Source organism: Achromobacter sp. 1L-A-4-B-C2, from assembly GCF_057291955.1.
Genome location: NZ_JBXAWP010000002.1, coordinates 717,522 through 738,862, shown reverse-complemented (window position 1 = coordinate 738,862; position 21,341 = coordinate 717,522). Strand labels below are relative to the sequence as shown.

At 65.2% G+C, this 21,341-nt stretch carries 22 protein-coding genes; 10 read left to right on the top strand and 12 right to left on the bottom strand.

Going from position 1 to position 21,341, the window contains the following annotated elements:
- The first annotated feature begins 101 nt into the window (after positions 1 to 101).
- From AC0Z35_RS10770 to AC0Z35_RS10740, 7 genes are all read left to right on the top strand, one after another.
- Complete coding sequence (locus AC0Z35_RS10770) at positions 102 to 845, top strand: transporter substrate-binding domain-containing protein (protein WP_485131948.1); 744 nt, start codon at positions 102 to 104, stop codon at positions 843 to 845.
- Entirely contained in the window at positions 842 to 1,510 is a 669-nt protein-coding gene (locus AC0Z35_RS10765) for an amino acid ABC transporter permease (protein WP_046806818.1), read from the top strand. The genes AC0Z35_RS10770 and AC0Z35_RS10765 overlap by 4 nt, the downstream gene beginning before the upstream one ends.
- On the top strand, positions 1,507 to 2,289 hold the full coding sequence (locus tag AC0Z35_RS10760) for an amino acid ABC transporter ATP-binding protein (RefSeq protein WP_046806819.1): 783 nt from the start codon (positions 1,507 to 1,509) through the stop codon (positions 2,287 to 2,289). The genes AC0Z35_RS10765 and AC0Z35_RS10760 overlap by 4 nt, the downstream gene beginning before the upstream one ends.
- Positions 2,286 to 3,233: a formimidoylglutamase gene (gene hutG, locus AC0Z35_RS10755; RefSeq protein WP_485131947.1), complete on the top strand. Its 948-nt coding sequence runs from the start codon at positions 2,286 to 2,288 to the stop codon at positions 3,231 to 3,233. The genes AC0Z35_RS10760 and hutG overlap by 4 nt, the downstream gene beginning before the upstream one ends.
- 272 nt (positions 3,234 to 3,505) lie before the next feature.
- Positions 3,506 to 4,795: a Glu/Leu/Phe/Val family dehydrogenase gene (locus AC0Z35_RS10750; RefSeq protein ID WP_104145655.1), complete on the top strand. Its 1,290-nt coding sequence runs from the start codon at positions 3,506 to 3,508 to the stop codon at positions 4,793 to 4,795.
- 312 nt (positions 4,796 to 5,107) lie between these two features.
- Positions 5,108 to 5,587 (top strand): thioesterase family protein, encoded by a 480-nt coding sequence (locus tag AC0Z35_RS10745; protein WP_485131946.1) that lies wholly within the window; start codon positions 5,108 to 5,110, stop codon positions 5,585 to 5,587.
- Between the two features lie 343 nt (positions 5,588 to 5,930).
- Positions 5,931 to 7,040 (top strand): porin, encoded by a 1,110-nt coding sequence (locus AC0Z35_RS10740; RefSeq protein WP_046806857.1) that lies wholly within the window; start codon positions 5,931 to 5,933, stop codon positions 7,038 to 7,040.
- A 229-nt stretch (positions 7,041 to 7,269) separates the two neighbouring features.
- Here the strand turns inward: AC0Z35_RS10740 and AC0Z35_RS10735 are convergent, their stop codons facing one another.
- The 6 genes from AC0Z35_RS10735 to AC0Z35_RS10710 form a co-directional block, all read right to left on the bottom strand.
- Positions 7,270 to 8,079, bottom strand: coding sequence for an RsiV family protein (locus AC0Z35_RS10735; RefSeq protein WP_046806823.1), 810 nt, complete (start codon positions 8,077 to 8,079; stop codon positions 7,270 to 7,272).
- A 32-nt stretch (positions 8,080 to 8,111) separates the two neighbouring features.
- Positions 8,112 to 8,888 (bottom strand): lipoate--protein ligase family protein, encoded by a 777-nt coding sequence (locus AC0Z35_RS10730; protein WP_143215538.1) that lies wholly within the window; start codon positions 8,886 to 8,888, stop codon positions 8,112 to 8,114.
- Positions 8,885 to 9,160, bottom strand: a complete 276-nt coding sequence (gene lplB / locus AC0Z35_RS10725; protein WP_046806825.1) for a lipoate-protein ligase small subunit — start codon at positions 9,158 to 9,160, stop codon at positions 8,885 to 8,887. The genes AC0Z35_RS10730 and lplB overlap by 4 nt, the downstream gene beginning before the upstream one ends.
- 31 nt (positions 9,161 to 9,191) lie before the next feature.
- A complete protein-coding gene (locus AC0Z35_RS10720; protein ID WP_485131945.1) occupies positions 9,192 to 9,656 on the bottom strand; it encodes a GNAT family N-acetyltransferase in 465 nt (154 codons plus the stop codon).
- A gap of 14 nt (positions 9,657 to 9,670) precedes the next feature.
- On the bottom strand, positions 9,671 to 10,372 hold the full coding sequence (locus AC0Z35_RS10715) for a glutathione S-transferase N-terminal domain-containing protein (RefSeq protein WP_485131944.1): 702 nt from the start codon (positions 10,370 to 10,372) through the stop codon (positions 9,671 to 9,673).
- A 135-nt stretch (positions 10,373 to 10,507) separates the two neighbouring features.
- Entirely contained in the window at positions 10,508 to 11,407 is a 900-nt protein-coding gene (locus tag AC0Z35_RS10710) for a DMT family transporter (protein WP_120155070.1), read from the bottom strand.
- Between the two features lie 123 nt (positions 11,408 to 11,530).
- On the opposite strand from AC0Z35_RS10710, the gene AC0Z35_RS10705 reads away from it, so the two are divergent.
- Positions 11,531 to 11,998, top strand: a complete 468-nt coding sequence (locus tag AC0Z35_RS10705) for an Lrp/AsnC family transcriptional regulator (protein WP_046806829.1) — start codon at positions 11,531 to 11,533, stop codon at positions 11,996 to 11,998.
- Between the two features lie 45 nt (positions 11,999 to 12,043).
- Here the strand turns inward: AC0Z35_RS10705 and AC0Z35_RS10700 are convergent, their stop codons facing one another.
- From AC0Z35_RS10700 to AC0Z35_RS10690, 3 genes are all read right to left on the bottom strand, one after another.
- Positions 12,044 to 12,535 (bottom strand): glutathione peroxidase, encoded by a 492-nt coding sequence (locus AC0Z35_RS10700; RefSeq protein WP_120155072.1) that lies wholly within the window; start codon positions 12,533 to 12,535, stop codon positions 12,044 to 12,046.
- A gap of 89 nt (positions 12,536 to 12,624) precedes the next feature.
- The gene (locus tag AC0Z35_RS10695) at positions 12,625 to 13,821 is read right to left on the bottom strand and encodes a DUF1501 domain-containing protein (RefSeq protein WP_485131943.1); all 1,197 of its coding nucleotides are present in this window, start codon (positions 13,819 to 13,821) and stop codon (positions 12,625 to 12,627) included.
- Positions 13,822 to 13,830: 9 nt separating this feature from the next.
- Entirely contained in the window at positions 13,831 to 15,387 is a 1,557-nt protein-coding gene (locus AC0Z35_RS10690; RefSeq protein ID WP_485131942.1) for a DUF1800 domain-containing protein, read from the bottom strand.
- Between the two features lie 226 nt (positions 15,388 to 15,613).
- On the opposite strand from AC0Z35_RS10690, the gene AC0Z35_RS10685 reads away from it, so the two are divergent.
- Positions 15,614 to 15,946 carry a tetratricopeptide repeat protein gene (locus AC0Z35_RS10685; protein WP_104145663.1) on the top strand — a complete coding sequence of 111 codons (333 nt, stop codon included), beginning with the start codon at positions 15,614 to 15,616 and terminating at the stop codon, positions 15,944 to 15,946.
- Positions 15,947 to 15,973: 27 nt separating this feature from the next.
- Here AC0Z35_RS10685 and phrB read toward each other — a convergent pair whose 3' ends face one another.
- Complete coding sequence (gene phrB, locus AC0Z35_RS10680) at positions 15,974 to 17,395, bottom strand: deoxyribodipyrimidine photo-lyase (protein WP_485131941.1); 1,422 nt, start codon at positions 17,393 to 17,395, stop codon at positions 15,974 to 15,976.
- A gap of 344 nt (positions 17,396 to 17,739) precedes the next feature.
- Here phrB and AC0Z35_RS10675 point away from each other — a divergent pair, with 344 nt between their 5' ends.
- Positions 17,740 to 19,191 carry a CoA transferase gene (locus tag AC0Z35_RS10675; RefSeq protein ID WP_485131940.1) on the top strand — a complete coding sequence of 484 codons (1,452 nt, stop codon included), beginning with the start codon at positions 17,740 to 17,742 and terminating at the stop codon, positions 19,189 to 19,191.
- Between the two features lie 76 nt (positions 19,192 to 19,267).
- Here the strand turns inward: AC0Z35_RS10675 and AC0Z35_RS10670 are convergent, their stop codons facing one another.
- Positions 19,268 to 19,816 (bottom strand): peroxiredoxin, encoded by a 549-nt coding sequence (locus AC0Z35_RS10670; protein ID WP_448706460.1) that lies wholly within the window; start codon positions 19,814 to 19,816, stop codon positions 19,268 to 19,270.
- A gap of 85 nt (positions 19,817 to 19,901) precedes the next feature.
- Positions 19,902 to 21,311, bottom strand: a complete 1,410-nt coding sequence (locus AC0Z35_RS10665; protein ID WP_485131939.1) for an adenylate cyclase — start codon at positions 21,309 to 21,311, stop codon at positions 19,902 to 19,904.
- Positions 21,312 to 21,341 lie beyond the last annotated feature (30 nt).

Genomic DNA, 21,341 nt, shown 5'->3' with positions numbered 1-21,341 from the left:
CGCCTGCTCCGCCGCATCCGCGGGCCGGCCCTTTTAGCCGCCTGTTCCGCCGCATCCCTCTAGCCGTACTCACCGCCGTACCCATTCGCATAGGACTCACCATGACTACTCGCCGCACATTGTTGACCGCCGCCCTGACGCTGGGCCTTGCCTGGAGCGCCGGCGCGGCGCATGCCCAGGAAACCATCCGCGCCGTTACCGACGCCACGTTCCCGCCGATGGAGTTCGTCAAGGACGGCAAGCGCACCGGCTTTGACATCGAGCTGGTCGAAGCGCTGGCCGGCGCCATGGGCAAGAAGGTCGAGTGGATCGACATCGATTTCAAGGGCCTGATCCCCGCCTTGCAAGCCGGCCGTGCCGACATCGCCGTGTCCGCCATCTACATCACGCCCGAGCGCAGCAAGGTGGTGGACTTCACCGACCCGTACTACGCGGGCGGCCTGGTCGTGCTGACCAAGACCGATAGCCCCATCAAGACGCTCAAGGACCTGGACGGCCGCAACGTGTCGGTGCAGGTGGGCACGAAGTCGGTCAACTACCTGAAAGAGCACCTGCCGGCCGTGCAGCGCGTGGAAGTCGAGAAGAACCAGGAAATGTTCAACCTGGTGCAGATCGGCCGCGCCGACGCCGCCGTGACGGGCAAGCCCGCCGCCAAGCTGTTCGCGCAAAGCACCACCGGCCTGACCGTGCTGGACGACCAGGTGACGACCGAGGACTACGGCATCGCCGTGCCCAAGAGCAAGCCCGAGCTGACCCGTGATTTGAACGCCGCCCTGAAAAAGCTGAAGGCGGACGGCAGCTACCAGGCCATCGTGAACAAGTGGTTCGAGGCGCCCAAGAAATGAACCTGGAATTCGCCCCCGTCTTCGCCGACTTCGACAGCCTGATGCGGGGCGCGGTGGTTACCGTGGAGGTAACCGCCGGCGCCTTGCTGCTGGGCTGTGTCATGGGCCTGTTGGTCGGCGTCGGCCGGCTCAACCCCAAGCGCTACGTCATCTACAACCTGTGCAGCGTTTATCTGCTGTTCTTTCGCGGTACGCCGTTGCTGGTGCAGCTGTTTATCTGGTTCTTTGGTCTGCCGCAGTTTGGCGTGACCTTGCCCGCGTTCGCTTGCGGCGTGCTGGGCCTGGGCATGTATTCGGGCGCCTACGTGTCGGAAATCGTGCGCGGCGCCATTCAGTCGGTGGACCGTGGCCAGACTGAGGCCGCGCGTTCGCTGGGTATGTCGTCCGGCCAGGCCATGCGCATCATCATCCTGCCGCAGGCGGTCGTGCGCATGATTCCGCCGCTGGGCAACGAGTTCATCGCGCTGATCAAGAATTCGGCGCTGGTGTCGCTGCTGACCATTCACGACCTGATGCACGAAGGGCAGAAGATCATCAGCGTGTCGTATCGGTCGCTGGAGACCTATCTGGTGGTGGCCTTGATCTACCTGGTGCTGACCACCGCCGCCATGTTGATTTTGCGCAGGGTTGAAAAGCACCTGCGCGCCGGAGGGATGGTGCAATGAACCCGCTAGGCAATCCGCAGGAAATGATCCGCATCCGCGGCCTGGAAAAATCCTACGGCGAGCATGCCGTGCTCAAGGGTATCGACTTTGACGTGCTGCCGTCGCAGGTAGTCGTGGTGATCGGCCCCAGCGGGTCGGGCAAAAGCACGCTGCTGCGTTGCTGCAACGGCCTGGAAGTGGCCGAGGCGGGCACCGTGGACATCTGCGGCCAGACCTTGCTGGACCACGGCACGCTGCTGCCCGAGGCCGCGCTGAACCAGCTGCGCATGCAGGTGGGCATGGTGTTCCAGAGCTTCAACCTGTTTCCGCACCTGTCCGTGCTGGATAACGTTACGGTGGGCCCGCGCACGCTGCGGGGCATGGGGCGCGACCAGGCCAATGCGCTGGCCGAAGACCTGCTGAAAAAGGTGGGGCTGGTGCAGAAAATGGCGGCCATGCCGGCCAGCCTGTCGGGTGGGCAGAAGCAGCGCGTGGCCATTGCGCGCGCGCTGGCCATGCAGCCTAAGGTCATGTTGTTCGACGAGCCGACCTCGGCGCTAGACCCCGAACTGGTGGGCGAAGTGCTGCAGGTGATGAAACTGCTGGCGCGTGAAGGCATGACCATGATGGTCGTCACGCACGAAATGGGTTTCGCGCGGGATGTGGCCGACGTGGTGGCGGTGATGGACGGCGGGGTGATCCTGGAATCCGGCCCGCCCGAAGTGATCTTTACTGAACCGCGCGAGGCTCGCACCCGTGAATTCCTGCAAGCGGTATTGAGTCAGGGGACGGCGGCATGAGCGCGGCACAGCTGGATCAGAATGTGTGGAAGGCGCGCGACGACAGCGCCGAACAGGGCGACACGCGCCGCTTGGCGCACATCGTTCAGGCGGAAGCCGGCCAGGCAAACAAGGGCGAACCCGTCCTGCTGGGGTTTGCTTGCGACGCGGGCGTGGCGCGTAACCAGGGGCGTGTCGGCGCGGCCGAAGGGCCGGCGGGCATCCGCAAATTCCTGGCCGGCTTGCCGGCGCATGGACTTGCCCGGCTGCTGGATGGCGGCGATGTGGTGTGCCAGGGCGATGCGCTGGAAGACGCGCAAGAACGCCTGGGCCTGCGCGTGGCGGAACTGCTGGGGCAGGGCGCCCGCCCGTTGGTGTTGGGCGGCGGGCATGAAATTGCCTGGGGCACTTTCCAGGGTTTGGCGCGTTGGCTGCAAGCCCGTGGCGACACCGAACCCGTGCTGGTCCTGAACCTGGATGCGCACTTCGACCTGCGTACCGGCCGCCCGGGAAGTTCCGGCACGCCCTTTGACCAGATCGCGCGCTACTGCGAAGCCGAGGGGCGGGCGCTGCAATATGCCTGCCTGGGCGTCTCGCGGCTGGCGAACACGCCGGCGTTGTACGCCCGTGCCGCCGAGGTGGGGGCCGTGTGGGTAGAAGACCGCGACATGCAGGAGCGCCATCTGGAAGCTCGGCTGGCCAACGTGGACGCGTTGCTCGCGCGCGCGCGCCACGTGTACCTGACCATCGACCTGGACGTGTTGCCGGCGGCGGTGATGCCCGGCGTGTCGGCGCCCGCGCCTTACGGGGTGCCGATGGCCGTTGTTGAGGAAATCGTGCTGCGCGTGAAGGCCAGCGGCAAGCTGCGGGTGGCCGACCTGGCCGAGTACAGCCCGCGCTTTGACGTGGACGGCCATGGCGCGCGCGCGGCGGCGCGATTGGCCTGGCAGCTGATGGCGCCGTGAAGAGGTGCGCGGTGAAAGGGGGGGCAGTCCTGAACGGGGCTGCCCCTTTTTCATCGCTGTTCCGGTAAAGCCCGGCCGACGCGGCTTGCGGTTGACCGAGGCTGGACGCGTGCGCGTTCGCGGCTTAGGATAGGTCAGTTTTCGAGCCGGGCTCGTGACCCGTACGGTATCCGCCCCAACTATGCGTCCCTATTAAAAATATTTAGGTTTTAAATAGGGACGCTATAGTTTTCGTGGATAAAATGGCGCAACTTTGTCAGGAGATCATGCTCATGTCTCACACTCCCACCCATGCCTTGCCGTCTTATCTGAATGCCGATGACCTCGGCCCCTGGGGTAATTACCTGCAACAAGTCGACCGGGTCACCCCGTACCTCGGCACCTTGGGTCGGTGGGTCGAGACGCTGAAGCGTCCCAAGCGCGCCTTGATCGTCGATGTGCCGATCGAACTCGATAACGGCACCATCGCGCACTTTGAAGGCTATCGCGTGCAGCACAACGTGTCGCGCGGCCCGGGCAAGGGCGGTGTGCGTTTCCACCAAGACGTGACGCTCTCCGAAGTGATGGCATTGGCCGCATGGATGTCGGTCAAGAACGCCGCCGTGAACCTGCCTTATGGCGGCGCCAAGGGTGGCATCCGCGTTGACCCGCGCACGCTGTCGCAATCCGAACTGGAACGCATGACGCGCCGCTACACCAGCGAAATCGGCGTCATCATCGGGCCGTCCAAAGACATTCCCGCCCCCGACGTCGGCACCAACGCCCAGGCCATGGCCTGGATGATGGACACCTATTCCATGAACGAAGGCGCCACCGCCACGGGCGTGGTCACCGGCAAGCCGATCGCGCTGGGCGGCAGCCTGGGCCGTGTCGAAGCCACCGGCCGTGGTGTGTTCGTGGTGGCGTGCGAAGCCGCTCGCGACCTGAACATCGACGTGTCCAAGGCGCGCGTGGTCGTGCAGGGCTTTGGCAACGTGGGCGGCACCGCTGCCCGTCTGTTCCATGAAGCCGGCGCCAAGGTCATTGCCGCCCAGGACCACACCGGTACCGTGCACAACCCCGCCGGTCTGGACGTCCACAAGCTGCTGTCGCACGTGTCGCAACATGGCGGCGTGGGCGGCTTCTCGGGTGGTCAGGCGCTGGACAAGGACGAATTCTGGACGCTGGAAACCGAATTCCTGATCCCGGCCGCATTGGAAAGCCAGATCACCGCCGACAACGCCGCCAAGGTGCGCGCCAAGGTCGTGGTGGAAGGCGCCAACGGCCCCACCACCCCGGAAGCGGACGACATCCTGTTCGAACACGGCGTGTATGTGGTGCCGGACGTGCTGGCCAACGCCGGCGGCGTGACGGTGTCGTACTTTGAATGGGTGCAGGACTTCTCCAGCTTCTTCTGGAGCGAAGAAGAGATCAACCAGCGCCTGGAACGCATCATGCGCGAAGCCTACAGCGCGGTGTCGCAGGTGGCCAAGGAACACAAGGTAACGCTGCGCACCGCCGCGTTCATCGTGGCTTGCACGCGCATCCTGCAAGCGCGCCAGGTGCGCGGCCTGTATCCGTGATGACTGAATCGGCGTGGCGTCATTGACGCGGCGCCGAGGAGGCCGAGGCAGACAAAAAGAGAAATCGCCCCGCAAGGGGCGATTTCCATTGGGGCATGGCCGGCGCAATCTGAATAGAATGTGCCGGAGCTGGAGCCCAAGCTCAAAGCCGAGCCCCAGCCCATGCCAAGGTCCAGGCCAAGATCCAGGCCAAGATCCAGGCCTAGGTCCATGCCAAGGTCCAGGCCTATACCCAAGCTGAGCCCGTACCCAGGCCGGTCGCAGCCGCCGCCGCTCATCGACACTTCCCCCTTTCGCCACCCGGAGACCTTCATGACTCAAGCCCTGCCGTCCACGACACTGACCGTGGACCCCGCCTGGATCGACGCGTATGGCCATTTGAACGCCGCGCACTATGTCGGCATCTTCGATCGTGTGGGCTTTGAGCTGCTGGGGCAGGTGGGCGTGGGGCTGGACTACACCGAGGCCACGCGCTGCGGCATCTACACCATGAACGTGCACGTGGCCTATCTGCGCGAAGTGCTGGCCGGTGACCCGCTGATGCTGCGCGTGCGCTTGCTGGAATCGGATGACAAGCGGGTGCTCTGCCTGATGGAACTGACCCAGACCCGCGACGGCTACCTGGCCGCCACCATGGAGCAGCTGTCCTTGCATGTGGACCTGAACACGCGTCGCGCCACGCCGTTCCCGCCCGAGTTGGAACAACGCCTGGCCCGCGCCGTAAGCGAACACGCGGCCGAGCCACTGCCGCCGGGCTACCGCCGCCTGCTGCCGCTGAAGGGTCCGCGTTAAGGGACGAAGCGACGCTTGAGTCGACGCCCAAACCCAGGTCGAAACTGCGCCGAAACAACACTCCAATCCGCGCCGAACCACGCTCGGTGATGCCGTGATTGCATTGCCAGTGCGCCCTTCATAACATGCTCTGGTGACGTGCTCGTGGCCGCACCGGCATTCTTCCCGGTTGTGGAGCGCTGACCACAGTGGGGCTTTTTTTTCGCGAATCGGGGCCACTAGCCGTACCGCATCATTTTCTGACACATAGCGTCCCTAGAATTCGTTCCTGCCATGCGCCATGCGCCGCTTGCCCAGCAAGCCGGCACGCGGCCTGGGTATGTTCAATCAAAGGGAATATGTAATGAAAAAGACTCTGCTCGCAACCGCGCTCCTGGCCGCCGTCACCGGCGTGGCCCAAGCGGAAACCTCGGTAACGCTGTATGGCCTGATCGACACCGGTATCGGCTACCAGCGCATCAAGGGCGACGGTTATCACGAATCCAAGGTCGGCATGGTTAACGGCGTGTCGAGCGGCTCGCGTTGGGGCCTGCGTGGCGCCGAAGACCTGGGCGATGGCCTGTCTGCCGTGTTCACGCTGGAAAGCGGCTTCAATTCGGGCAACGGCCAATCCGGCCAAAGCGGTCGCCTGTTCGGCCGCCAAGCCACCGTCGGCCTGAAGGCCGATTCGTGGGGCCTGCTGGAATTCGGCCGCCAGACCAACATCGCATCCAAGTACCTGGCCTCGATCGACCCGTTCTCGGGCAGCTATGGCCAAGCCAACGTGGGCGTGGCCTTCAGCGCCGCCAACACCGTCCGCTACGACAACATGGTCCAGTATTCGACCCCGTCGTTCAGCGGCTTCCAGTTTGGCGTGGGCTACTCGTTCAACGCGTCCGACACGACCGCCGCCCAAACCGGCTTCAAGACTGCTGACAACACGCGCGCCATCACGACCGGCCTGCGTTACGTGAACGGCCCGCTGAACGTCGCCGCCACGTACGACCAACTGAACCCGGCCAACCAGCTGGGCACGGATGCCACGCCCAAGTCCTGGTCCATCGCGGCCGCCTACGACTTCGAAGTCGTCAAGCTGGCATTGGGCTTTGGCCAGACGCGCGACGGCTGGTTCACCGGCCAAAGCATCAACTCGTTCGGCAGCGGCAGCCCCACGGCCAGCAGCTTCGGCACCAACGTTGCCGTGTCCGGCTTCAAGGCCAATTCGTACCTGGTCGGCCTGACCGTGCCGTTGGGCGCCAGCAGCATCCTGGCGTCGTGGCAGCGTGCCGACCCGAACGGCAACCCGCTGACCGCCGGCAACGATTCGACGATGAACGTCTACAGCATCGGCTACACGTACAACCTGTCCAAGCGCACCAACCTGTACGCGCTGGGTTCGTACGCGACCGACTTCGCGTTTGTTGACGGCGTCAAGAGCACCGTCGGCATCGTGGGCGTGCGCCACCGCTTCTAAGCCATCGCGGCAGGCCGGCGACGCGCGCCGCCGGCCCGTTCTTGCCGCGGTTGCATTGAGCGGACTGGGCGTCTTACCCGGCCACAGACGCGAAAAAAGCGGCCACCTCCCTAGCTCCACTCTCAGTCCGCTCACCCGAACCTCGGCCTGCACAAGGCCTTGCGCCGCGCTGAGCACGCATCCTTGACCGGCATTGGGCCATGCGCCCGTTGCCGGTCTTGGCATTGGCCTATGACGTGGGCAGCAGTTCCGGCTTCAGGATGCCGCGCAGGTCGGCATAAGGGATGCTTAGTTCCGGTTCGCCGTGCGAGTAGGGCGCAATCGAATAGGCGTCGTATTTGACGACGATGCCGTCGCGCGTCAACGCAAAGTTGTCGCTTTCCTGGAAGGGCCACATCTTGTTGTAGGCGGCGGGATCGCGCTTGGCGTCGGGGTTGCCCGTCAGCCATTTGGCATGCGCGCGCTGCAAGGCCGCAACGTATTCCGCGCGCCGGCCTGGGATCAACGCTTCATCCAGACTCATGACGCGGCCGCGCGAACGCTCCCAGTTCAAATACTGCGTGGCCGGAATGCCGTGCGCGGCGCCCGTCAAAAATTGCTCGGTGTGCAATTCAATCGCCACGATGTCGCCCACCGTGTCTTTCACCGACGCCTTGAAATACGTGGCGTCGCGGGCGCGCGCGGTCGACCAGAAGTATTGGGTGTATTCCGACAGCGTGTTGTAGGGGCCACGCCGATTGGCATCGGTGCCGGTCATGTAGGCCAGCACGTGGTCCACCAACGCCGTCAATTTGGGTATGCCCGGAAACGCCACGCTGTCGATTTCAATGCGCGGGCAGTCGCCTTCGCAGCCCGGTTTGTTCGACGCCCATTTGATCCGCTCGGTGGACAGGTCGCCCACTTTTTCCGGGGTGGTCGAAGCGGGCGCGGCCAGGGTGATGTTGGCAGGCGGCGTACTGCCGCAGCCGGCCAGCGCCAACAAGGCCGCGCCCAGGATCAGACCGCTTATCCCGCCTGGCGGCGTGAATGTGCGACGCATTGAACTACCTCCACAAAATCAAGATCTTGCCGTCAAGGCACCACGCCCGTCCACTCGGGCGTCGAGAACTTTTCATCGGCTTGCTGCTGGGCGCGCGCCAGCGTGTCGCTGCCGATTTGCCCCGGAGTCAGACGATGCAGGCCGGCAAAAGTTTCCAGCATGCGCTCGATGATGACTTCGCGCGCCAGACCGGTCTGCGTGCGCAGCGGGTCCACGCGTTTCTTCGCGCTGGTGGTGCCTTTGTCGGACAGTTTCTCGCGGCCAATGCGCAAAACCTCGACCATTTTATCGGCGTCGATGTCGTACGACATGGTCACGTGGTGCAGCACCGCGCCCGCACGTCGGGCTTGCGCCGCGCCGCCAATCTTGCCGATGTCGGACGCGATGTCGTTCAGGGGTTGATACCAGGCCTTGATGCCCAGGCCCTGTAACGCCGTCAAAACCCAGGCGTCCAGGAATGCATAGGATTCCTGGAAGCTCATGCCGTGCACCAGGGCTTGCGGCGCGCTTAGCGAATAGGTAATGGAGTTGCCCGGTTCGATGAACATCGCACCGCCACCGCTGACGCGGCGCACGACTTCAATGCCGTGGCGCTTGGCGCCGTCGGGGTCCACTTCGTTTTTCAGCGATTGGAAACGGCCGATAACGACGGCGGGCGCCGCCCATTCCCAGATGCGCAGCGTGGGCGGGCGCTGGCCCGCGCCCACTTCATCGGTAATGACAGCGTCCAGCGCCATGTGCAGCGACGGCGCCTGCGGGCCTTCGTGGATCAATTGCCAGTCGTAATCGTTCCAGTCGGTGCGCGTCATGCAAGCGCCCTCCGCAGCACCACGGCCACGGCTTCGGCCGAAAAGCCGAACAGTTCGGCATCGGCGGGCAGGGCGGATTGCACCGCCACCGCCAATTCCAGTTCGCCGGCATCGGCCGGCATGCCGTTCAAGCCGCTGTTGATGGCTTCCAGCGCTTCGGGCGGCTCTAGAAAGAAGTCGCCGCTGATGCGTACGTTGGCCAGGCGGCCGTCGCGCACTTCCAGATCCGCGACAACCAATTTGCCGCCGGGGACTTTGTATTCGCCATGCATGGGCGCTCCTTGCGAAATCAATGAACAAAAACTACAGGTTCAGCTTCATGCCGTCGTGGCTGGCCGTAAAGCCCAGGCTTTCGTAGAACCGGCGCGCATCGGGGCGCGCGCGGTCGGTCGTCAGCTGGACCAGGCCGCAGCCCTGAGCGCGGCACTGGTCGATGGCCCATTCGAACATGGCGCGCCCCAGACCCTGGCCGCGCGCCGACGAGGCGATGCGCACGCTTTCGATCTGGCCGCGCCACAGGCCCAACCGCGACAAGCCGGGTATGAACGATAACTGCAAACAGCCGACCAGGTGTGGACCTTGCTCAACCACGGCAAGGAACTGGTTGGAATCCTGCGCGATGGCGGCGAAGGCGGCCGTGTAGCGCGGGTTCAGCGGCACCGAGGCGTCTTCGCGCTTGGCGCCCAGCTCATCGTCGGCCAACAGGGCCACGATGTGCGGCAGGTCTTCCCAGCGCGCGCGGCGAAAGACCAATTGCGGATCGGACATCGCAGGGCTCCTGGCTAGCGGGCAAGGTTCTGCGCGGTCTGGCCGAACAGAATGCGGCGCGATTCCTCATCGCTGATGGACGGCGCGGTGTTGACGCTGTCGGCCAACGCGTACGCGCGCTGCGTGGCGGGGCGTTGCGCGATGGCGTTGAACCAGCGTTGCAGATGCGGGAAGTCGTTCAGGTCCTGACCCTGCTTGGCATGCGGCACGATCCACGGGTAGGCCGCCATATCGGCGATGGAGTAGTCGCCCGCCACGAATTCGCGGTCGGCCAGACGCTTGTTCAGCACGCCGTACAAGCGGTTGGTTTCCTTGACGTAGCGGTCGATGGCGTAGGGGATGCGCTCTTGCGCGTAGCCCGAGAAGTGATGATTCTGGCCGGCCATGGGGCCAAGGCCGCCCATTTGCCAGAACAGCCATTGCGACACTTCCGCGCGGCCGCGCAGGTCGGCCGGCAGGAACCGCCCGGTCTTTTCGGCCAGATACAGCAGGATGGCGCCCGACTCGAACAGCGACAAGGGCGCGCCGCCGTCGGCCGGTTGCTGGTCGACGATGGCGGGGATGCGGTTGTTGGGCGCGATGGCCAAAAATTCGGGTTTGAACTGATCGCCGCGGCTGATGTTCACCGGGTGAATCTTGTAGGGCAGGCCGGTTTCTTCAAGGAACAGCGTGATCTTGTGGCCGTTGGGGGTGGTCCAGTAATAGAGATCGATCATGGGGTGCGTCCTGGGAATCAAGGCGCCGCCGGCCGTGCCGGCGGGTGGAAGGCCATGATAGCGGCAGGCATTGTCGCCGGCCCCGAATAACCGGGGCCGGGGGCGGGTTTCTTGGCCGCCACCAACCCCCGCGCCTTACACCACCCGGTGGGAGCCGCCCGGCAGCCGCCACGTCCAGTTCAGGCTGACGCCGGCGGCGGCCACGAAGATCATCGCCACGCCCACCACCTGCATGGGTTCCATGCGTTGGCCGTAGACGACGAGGTCCAGCAGGATGGCCACGGCGGGGTAGATGAAGCTGAGCGCGGCGGTGGACGTGGTCGGCAGCTTCTGGATGGCCGAATACATCAGGATGTACATCAGGCAGGTATGCACCAGCCCCAGCGCCACCAGATAACCCCATTGCAGCGGCGCGGTCGGGACGGCGCTGAAATCCGCCATCGGCAGCAGCATCACGGCGCCCAGCGTCACCTGAACCAGCGCCAGCACCTGCGGCGGCACGCCCTTCAAGCGCTTGACGATGACTGCCGTCACGCCATACAGCGCGGCCGCGCCCAGGCCCAGCAGCAGGCCCGACAGATAGGCCTGGCCGCCCGCGTGCGTGTCCGTCAGGCGCAGCACCAGCAGCAGGCCGGCAAACGCCACTACGGACCACGCCAGCTTGCCGCGTGACGGGCGTTCGCCCAGGAACAGCACGCCCAGCCCGATCAAAAAGAAGGGCTGCACGTTGTAGACCGCGGTGGCCAGGGAAATGGACGCCAGCCGGTAGGCCGAGAACAGCAAGACCCAATTCATGACCAGCGCGGCGCCGGCCACCAGCGCCAGGAACAGCGTCTTGCGCGTGAACAGGCCGGGCTTGAGCAGGCCGCGCGACCAGCAATAGATGAACAGCGCCATGGCCCCGAACAGGCAGCGAAAGAAAACGACGTTCCAGGCGCTTTGACCGGATTCCAGGACAAACACGCCCAGGGTGCCGGATAAGGTCATGGCGGCGGCCATTTGCGCCAGGCCAAGGCGTTCTGATGCGGGGGTCATGAGGGGGTCTCCATCGGCCGTCTGGCCACGTTCTTGATGGAGAAATTATCCCAGGCGCATCGATGCGGTTATATGATGAATGCGTGGCGCTTTCATCCGCTAACCTTCATTTAGGTGAATTTTATGCAGAACGACCTAAAAAACGAAAACCCGGTACTGGATGGTATTGATCGCCGCCTGGTGCAGACCCTGGCGGCCAACGCGCGGACCACCACGGCCGACCTGGCTCGGCAGGTAGGCATGTCGGCGCCTAGCGTGGCGGACCGGCTGCGGCGCCTGGAGGAATCCGGCGTCATCCGCGCCTACACGCTGGATGTGGACCCGGTGGCGCTGGGCTACACGCTCGAAGCCATCGTGCGCATCCGGCCGCTGCCGGGCCAGCTGCGTCACGTCGAAGGCTTGATCGAGGAAATCCCGGAATTCGTCGAGTGCGACAAGGTCACGGGCGACGACTGCTTTATCGCCCGTGTGGTGCTGCGGTCGATCTCGCACCTGGACGGCATCCTGGAACGCGTGACGGAGTTCGCTGAAACCAACACCGCCATCGTCAAGGCGCATACGGTGCGCCGCCGCCTGCCGCCGTTGCGCTAAGGGCGAAGTCCCGGCCGCGTCGTCCCAGCCGCGTAGTCCCAGCCCTTACACCGGGGCCGACAACGCCCGCGCCACGTCGTCCTTCAAACCCGCCGGCGTATCGGTGGGCGCGTAGCGCTTGATGACCTGGCCATCGCGGCCCACCAGGAATTTGGTGAAATTCCACTTGATGCCTTCGGTGCCGAAGACACCGGGCTTTTCGCCCTTGAGCCAGCGGTACAGCGGATGGGCGTCGGCCCCATTGACGTCGATCTTGGCAAACAGCGGAAAGCTGATGTCGTACTGCGTGGCGCAGAAATTACGGATCTCGGCTTCGTCGCCCGGCTCCTGGTGACCGAATTGGTCGCACGGAAAGCCCAACACCGTAAAACCGTCGTCACGGAACGAACGGTACAGCTCTTCCAGCCCCGCGTATTGCGGCGTGAAGCCGCACTTGGACGCCACATTGACGACCAGCAGCACGCGGCCGCGATACGTGTCCAGGGATTGATCCACCCCGTGAATATCGCGGGCGGTGAAATCGAAAATCGTGCTCATGCGGGCTCCTGTGTCGGGCGTTGCGACGCGGGCGCGTCGGTGCGCCAATTGGCTCGTGGAGTGTAGCGCCGCGTGCGCACGCCGGGGTATCAGACCAATCCGATATCCACGGGGGCCACACCCGGGAATACCTGCGCCAGGCGGGCTTTGTCCAGCCCGTACAAGCGCGCGAACAGGCCCGCGAAAACGGCGCGGTATTCGTTCAGAACAGGGTAGTCGCGGTCCTGGAACAGGGTGTCGTGGCGGACAGGGACCTGGCGTCCGGCAATCCGGCCACCGCGCACGTTGCCGCCCATCACCCAATACACGGTGCCGTGACCGTGGTCCGTGCCCTTGTTGCCGTTTTCGCGAAACGTGCGGCCAAACTCGCTGATGACCACGACGGTGGTCTGGCCCCAGGCCGGCCCCATCGCGTCGGCATAGGCCGCCAGCGCGCGCCCCAACTGCCCCAGCCGGCCGGCCAAGGCACCCGTGGCGGCGCCCTGGCCGACGTGCGTGTCCCAGCCGCCCACATCCACAAACCCGACGTTGTAGCGGTCGGTCATGAAGCGGGCGATGCGGCGGATTTCCTTTTCCAGCTTGTCGGTCGACACGGCGTTGCCATTCGCGGCCTGCATTTCGGCGTCCAGTTCCTGCCGGGTGGCGCCCATGACGCGCTGGCCTTCGTCCACGGCCGCGTGCAGGTCCGTGTCGCGGTACATCGCGGCAATGGCGCGGTTGTCGGCGTCGCTCAAGCGGGATTTTCTGTTCGCTCCGCCCAGGTCCACGTTGGGCACGCGGGCATCGCCACGCAAAATTTGCGGCACATCGGAGGTGAACGCGGCGGGGTGCGAACCGTTGGCGCCCAGGGCCAACGTCAAGCGGTTCAGAAACCCGGATCGGTAGTTGCCATCCTTGCGGGCGCCTTGGCCCAGCTCGATGCTGTTCTGCGTTTCGAAGTGGCTGCGGGTCAGGTCCTCGGTGCCGGCAAACGGGACAAAAGCCAGCTGCTTGTTGCGGTAGAACGGCAGCAGGCTATCAGCCAGCGCCGGGTGCAGGCCCCAGCCATCGGCCAGCGGCAGGGCGGCGCCATCGCCCGACCCGGGTCGGGCGATGGCAATGCTGGGGCGCGACTCGTAATAGAAGTCGCTGGACGTGGGCACCAGCAGGCTGGCGGCGTCGTACGCGCCGCGCATGAAGACGACCAGCAGGCGGTTGCCCGGCGCGGCGGGCGCCGCATACAAGCGGCTGCCGCCCAGCAGCAGCGGGGCGGTGGCCATCATTTGAAGCAAGCGGCGGCGGTCCATCGCGTTCTCCTAGCGGCGCATGAATTCTGGCGAGGCCAGCAGGTAGGTATTGGCATCCACGGGTTTTCGGGCCTGGCCCATGGCCTGGCGCGTTGCGGACGACAGGACGCGCAACAGATCCGGGTTGGCATCCAGCAGCGGCGTCGCCTTGGGCAGCGCGACCGGCTCCGGGGCCTCTGTCGTGCGATAAAACGGCTGCGGTGCGGCGGCAATGGCGCGCGCAATTTCAAACCGTTGTGTCATCTGCCCCGAACCCGCCCAGTCAGATTGCGACGTCGGATAGCCGTCGGGCGTGGGGCGTTGGTACATGCCCTGGCCCATCTGTTGCAGCATCGACAACACCGCCTTGGGATTGCGGATGGGCGGCATGTCCGCATAGGTCAATCGCAAAGCAGAAAACACGTAATGCACCGGGTCCTTGAACACGCCGGTCTTCAAGGACTTGGCGAATTCCGGCGAGGCGATCATCGTTTGCAGCGTGGCCGCGATGTCGCCATCTTGGGCCTGAAAGGTTTTGGCCATGCGCGCCACCAACGCGGGCGGCGGCGATTCCCCCACGAAGTACGCGGCCAGTTTGGTACTGACAAAGCGCGCGGTGGACGGGTGGCGCGCCAGCAGGTCGATGGCCTGATCGACCTCGTCCAGGCCGCCGCCGCGAATGGTGTGGCCCAGGAACACCTTGTCCCCGCTATCGTGGCGCGCGGGGTTGAACAAAAACAGCCCCTGCTGGACCAGCCCGGCGCGCAATTCGGGTTTGACCTTGGGCGGCTTGTCGCTGTTATGCACGCCCAGGCCGGTCAGGATGCGCGCCAGTTCCTGCACGTCTTTTTGCGTATAGCCGCCACCCACGCCCAGCGTGTGCAGCTCCATGATTTCGCGCGCATAGTTCTCGTTGATGTGCCCCGCCACATTGCGCGTGTTGTCCAGGTACACCAGCATGGCGGGCGACCTGACGGTGGCGCGCAGCATGTCGCGGAATTTGCCCAGCGCGTGTGGGCGAATGGCGCGCTCTTCGTATTGCGGCAGATACGTGCCCACGTCGCCTTTGCCCGCGAACACATTGAAGTGGTTCATCCAGAACCACGTCATCTGTTCCTGCAAGGGGGCGGGCGAATACAGCGCGCGCCACACGGCGCGGCTGGCGGCGTCCTGGGCGCGCTGCCGCGATATCGCGCGTGCTTCGCGCTGCGCTTGCAGCTTGGCCTGGGGATCCAGATCGCGCGCGTCTTGTCGCAGCTTGCGCTGCCGCGCCTGGGCGTCCTGTTCCGATTCCCGGTTGATGGGCAGTGCATCGATGGCCGACTGCACCTCGGCGGGTAACCGCGCGTGCGCGTCCGGGTGCAACTGCGCATGCAGGTAGCGCTGCGCGCCTATCTCGCGGATGCGAGCCAGCTCGGCGGGCGTGGCGCCCCAGGTGATGCGGTTGACCAGGGCGGCTTCATACGCGCGGGTGTCCTCTTGCGGGGCAGTGGCCGCGGCAGGGGAAGCAGCAGCCGCTGCCACGCTCGCCAGCGCCAGGCACAGCATTGGCACGGCGTTGGTCAGCAGCATTCGTGATCGCATCATGGCGCAAGACCCTGAAAGGGCAATAAGCGGTGTGACAGGATAATCCTCCGAACATTCCCGCGCCGGGCGGTCCTGAAACGCGCGGAAACCGCAATTTTAAGTTCGCTGCCGACCCGGCGCGGGCTGGGGCCATTGCGGCGCTTGGCGGCACGTCGTCCTATCATGGCCGCTTGCAGTCAATAACGCTGCACAAGACGATGCACAAGACGAACGCAGGAGCACGCCGATGGAAGGAATGATCGAACGCCTGGAGGCGATGTTGGCCAAGGGCACCGACAATATGTTGCTGCGATTTTCGCTGGGCAAGGCCTATGCCGAGCAAGACAGCTTTGAAAAAGCCGAAACCCATTTGCGCGCGGCGTTGGAGTTCGACCCCGCGTATTCCGTCGCGTGGAAATGGCTGGGCAAGGCTTGCCTGGGGCGGGGCGACGTAGAGCAGGCGCGCGCAGCGTGGGACCGGGGCGTGGCGGCCGCCCAGGCGCGCGGCGACAAACAGGTCGAAAAGGAATTGCAGGTGTTCATCAAGCGCCTGGACAAGCAGGCGGCGGCGGGTTCGTGATCGGCCGCGCGCCGCGCTTGATCGCATTCACCCCACCGCCGGCAAATTCCCAAACGCTTCCAACGCACGCAAGCGGCTTTGCGCCAGGTCGACGATCGGCATCGGGTAGCCCGCCGCCGCACGCTCCATCGGGCTGGGGTCGTGGATGGCCTTGTCGTCCAGGTCGGCCAGTTCGGGCAGCCATTCGCGCAGGAACACGCCGCGCGGATCGAAGCGGCGCGATTGCGATAGCGGGTTGAAGACGCGGAAGTACGGCACGGCGTCGGCGCCCGTTGACGCGCTCCATTGCCAGCCGCCGTTGTTGGCGGCCAGGTCGCCATCCACCAGCTGCGCCATGAACCACGCTTCGCCCAGCCGCCAGTCGATCAACAGGTTTTTCGACAGGAACATGGCGGTGACCATGCGCAGCCGGTTGTGCATCCAGCCCAGCGCCAGCAATTGGCGCATGGCCGCGTCCACGATCGGAATACCGGTCCGGCCTTGCTGCCACGCGTGCAGGTCATCTGGCGCGTCGCGCCACGGCACGGCGGCGGTTTCCGGCTTCATCGGCTGATGCATGGACAGCGAGGGGTAGGCGGCCAGCAGATGCTGATAGAACTCGCGCCACAGCAGTTCGTTGATCCATGTGGCCGCGCCCGCCTTGCCGCTATCGATCTCGCCGTGATTGGACGCCAGCGCCGCGCGCAGCGCCTGGCCGGGCGACAGTACGCCTGCCGCCAGATAGGGCGACAAGCAACTGGTGGCGGGCAAGGACGGAAAATCGCGTTCGTCCTTATAGGCGTCGATGATGCCGTCGGTGAAGGCGTCCAGCCGGTCTCCCGCGGCAGTTTCGCCGGCGGGCCATAGCGTGCGCACCGCGTCACTGGGCGCGGCGAAGCCGTCGAAGGCGTCCGGCAGCGGGTCGGCCGTCCAATCGGGCGGGGTTTGGGGGCGGGGGGCGGGCACCGCTACCACCGGCGCCGTGCGCAGCCGTTCGCGGCAGGTGCGCGCATACGGCGTGTACACGCGATAACAGTCGCCCTTGCCCGTGGTAACCGTGCCGGGCCGCAGCAGGGTCGCGCCGTGATGCAGCGTCCAATCCACGCCGATGCCGTCCAGCGCGGCGGCCACGGCGGCGTCGCGGCGGCGTTCGTTGATCGCCCATTCGGTGTTGGCGTGCACTTGGGAAATGCCGTGCGCCCGGCAGAAATCAGCAATCGCCTGGGGCGCGTCGCTCCAGTCCGACACCGTCAGCAGCTTCAGCGGAATGCCGCGTTCGCCCAGATCGCGCGACAGTTCACGCAGGTTGCGCAACCAGAAATCCACCTTGGCCGGCGCGTCGCCGTGCTGGCGCCATTGTTCGGGCGCGGCCAGGAACAGCGCAGTCACCGTTCCGTTTTCACGGGCAGCCGCCAGCGCGGGGTTGTCGTGCATGCGCAGGTCGGTGCGCAGCCAGAGCAGCGTATTCATGGAGGGCGATCCCAGGCAAAAAGTGGGCGAAGGGCGATGCCCTGCGTCGAGGCTGGCATTCTATATTGGCCCGCCGCATGGAAGACGATGTAAAAACTACGAGTAGATGTGACGGCGCGGAGTCGCGGAATCGGCGCTTGCCGAGCGCCCGCTCGCGTGACGCCCGGAACCCGCGCCTCTCCTGGGTAGCGTGGGGACGCGAATGACGTCACGCAGCATGTTGCGAGCCTGGCGGCATGGCCTATACCGGTCAAACCATGAAACACGCTGGCGCGAGGTTTGTATTGACGCGCCTGGGCCGCCGCCATGTAATCGATTCAACGACTGAAAAAAAGTTGAACGCTATGGGAAATCTGATGGACCTTCGCCCGTCCTTTCTACGGGGACGCACATCCGCCGCCACGACATCGCGCGACGTCCTGCAAAAGTTGTGGCGTTCTTTCGATTTACCCGACGAATCCCTCGACCACGTGATGCTGACGGGCGCCGAACCGGTGTTGCCGTCTTCGTTCGCTGTGGGGACGGCCGCGCAAGCCAGCATGGCCGCCGCAGCGCTGGCAGCGGCTGAACTCTGGTATCTGCGAGGCGGCTCGCGCCAGCAGGTCAGCGTAGACATGCTGCACGCGGCGCAGGAATGCCGCAGCCACTTCACCATCAACGGCGTCACGCCCAATATCTGGGACCCGATCAGCGGCGTCTACCAGTGCGGTGACGGGGGCTGGGTGCGCATCCATGCCAACTTTGCGCACCATCGAGACGGCGCGTTGGCCCTGTTGGGCTGTCCCGTCGGAGAGGGCACTACGCGCGACGCGGTCCAGGCGGCGTTGAGCCGCTGGAAAGCGCTGGACTTTGAACAGGTGGCCGCCGACGCGGGCCTGGTGGTTGCCGCGATGCGCAGCTTTGACGAATGGGACCGCCATCCGCAGGGCCAGGCCGTGGCGGCGCAACCCTTGATGACCATTGAGCGCATCGGCGATGCCGACCCGCGTCCCTTGCCCAAGTATGGGCACGACGCCCGGCCGCTGAAAGACATTCGCGTGCTGGACCTGACGCGCATCATCGCCGGCCCCGTGTGTGGCCGGGCGCTGGCGGCTTATGGCGCCGACGTGATGCTGGTGAACTCGCCGCAGTTGCCCAACATCGACAACATCATCGACACCAGCCGGGGCAAGCTCTCGGTGCTGGCTGACCTGGACACGGCCGACGGCCGCATCGCGCTGGGCAACCTGCTGCGCAGCGCCCACGTGTTTGTACAGGGCTATCGGCCGGGCGGGATGGCGGCGCTGGGCTTCGGGCCGGAAGACGCCGCACGTATCCGCCCGGGCATCGTGTATGTGTCGCTATCGGCCTATGGCAACGTGGGCCCGTGGGCCAACCGCCGGGGCTTCGATTCGCTCGTGCAGACCGCCACGGGCTTCAACCACGCCGAAGCGCAGGCAGCTGGCCAGGAAGCGCCCAAGCCCCTGCCGATGCAGATTCTTGACCATGCCTCGGGCTACCTGATGGCGTTTGGCGCGCAGGTGGCGTTGGCGCGCCAAGCAACGGAAGGCGGCAGTTGGCACGTGCGCGTGTCGCTGGCGCAGACGGCGCATTGGTTGCGCGGGATGGGCAGGGTGGAAGGCGGGCTGGACTGCCGCATGCCGGACTTTGACGGTTTGCTGGAAACGGAGGCGTCGGGCTTTGGCGAGCTGGTAGCCGTGCGTCATGGCGCGCGCTTTTCGGAAACGCCGGCCCGTTGGACCCGCCCGTCCAGCCCGCCGGGCACGCATCCGACCGTGTGGCCGTTTAACACGTAGGACGTTCCGCGCTCGTGGCCGGAAAATAACGAAGGCGCCGTTTGGCGCCTTTTTTCTTGCTTGCGGAAGTCGCTTCTTATTTGGCCTTTTCCTGCTTGGCCTTCCAGTCGCGCAGCGCGCGCATGGTGTTCGTCACGTGCGACTCGGGGTTCATGTCGGTGAATTCGTACAGGATTTTGCCCTGCGGCGAAATCACGTAGGAAATCCGCTGTGCGTATTCCGGGCGCTTGTCGTGCACGGCGTCATACGACTTCATGATCTTGCCATCGGCATCCGCCGCCACGGCGAACTTGCCACGGCATTCACTGACAGAGAATTTGTTCAGCGTGTCGATGTTGTCCGTCGATACGCCAATAACGGTGGCGCCCAGCGACTTGTATTCGTCGGTGGCTTCGGCAAAGTTGTGCGCTTCGATGGTGCAGCCCTGCGTGAAGGCGGCGGGAAAGAAATACAGCACGACCGGGCCTTGCTTCAGCGCGTCGTTCAACTTGAACGTGAAGACCTTGCCGCCCAGCGAGGCGTCGGTGCTGAAGTCGGGCGCGGGCGCCCCGACGTTCAAGGCGGCGTGGGCAGATGCGGCGGCCAGCAGGCCGCAGAGCATCAGGCTAGAAACAAGGCGCTTCATGGAAGTCTCCAATAATCAATCGTTGGGCGCGCGGCGGTGGGCGGCAAGTGGCCTACTGTAGTCCGCGCGCGGCCCAGGGTCCAGTTCAGTCACGGTTAGGGCCACCGCCTCGGCCGCCGCCATCGCCGCCACCGCCCGGCTGCCGCTGCGGCTGTTCACGCGCCTGCTGTTGCCGCGCCTGCTGCTGTTCGCGGCCTTGTTGTTGGCGGGCTTGTTGCTGCTGCTGTTCACGCGCCTGTTGCTGGCGCACTTGTTGTTGTTCGCGATCTTGCTGCTGCTGGCGCTGCTGCTGATTCCGCTGCTGCTGATCGCGCTGCTGAATCTGCTGCTGAACCCGCTCTACATCCCGCTGCTGCACGTCTTGCTGCTGGCGGTCGCGTTGCTGTTGGTCCCGCTGCTGCTGATCCCCTTGCGGATTTCGCTGCTGAATCTGCTGCTGAACCCGCTCTACATCCCGCTGCTGCACGTCTCGCTGCTGGCGATCGCGTTGCTGCTGGTCCCGCTGCTGCTGATCCCGTTGCGAATTTCGCTGTTGAATCTGCTGCTGGACCCGCTCTACATCCCGCTGCTGCACATCCCGTTGCGCCTGCGTCCCGACCACGGTCTGGCCCGGGCCTCGGCCTTGGTCCGGCCGATGCGGATTCCCGCGATTCGGGTCGGGGCGGTTGTTGTCGCCGCCCGGTCGCCCACCCTGTGGCCCGCGACCGTTATCGGGGTGATCCACAAACGCCTGCGGCGGGCGGCCCTTGTTGTGGTCGTAGAACTGCGCGCGGTTATTGCCCGCTTCGCGCACGTAGTTGCGCTGTAGGTCGGTCGGCGGCGCATGGCGGTCGTTGCGGGCGGCCAGCTCGCGCGGGTCCGCCGCGCGCCGGATGCCGTTCGGCCCGCCGTGATAACTGACGCGGCGGTTGTCGATGTTGTTGACGACCACGGTGTGGTTGTAGACGTTGGTGACCCGCGTGACGTTTACGTTCGTCACCGAGCGGTTGTAGTAGAAGCGGTCGCGCTTCCAGTAACCGCCCACATAGCCCAGCCCGACATAGCCGAAGCCATAATTGATGCCGCCATAGAATCCCACGTGGGGGCCCCAGTAACCGGGGCTCCATACGTACAGCCCATTGGAGAACCCCCAGTATCCGGGCGTCCACAAGGCGCCGTTATAGGGCGCCAGCACCCAGGCGCCGGGCACCCAGAAAAATCCGTAGCGGTTGCGGCTCCAGTAGCCTGGCACCCACAGATAGCCGTCGGCCGGGGCAGGCGGCTGCACATACTGGGGCAAGCGCGGCGGCGGTTCCGGGCTGCGGTCCACCAGCGCAAGATTCGCGGATGCCGGGTCGCCGCCATCGTAGTCAGGAGCGGCGGGCGCTCCCGGCGGGGGCGGCGGGGCGTCGTAGGTTTGCGCCACGGCGGCGCTGCCCGTCGCCAGCAAGGACACGGCAAGAGCGATATGGGCGGCGGCAGGCCGCAGGCGGGAAATCCGGGCTAGGGGCGTCATGGCAGTTCCTTCAGGACGCGTCGACGGCGA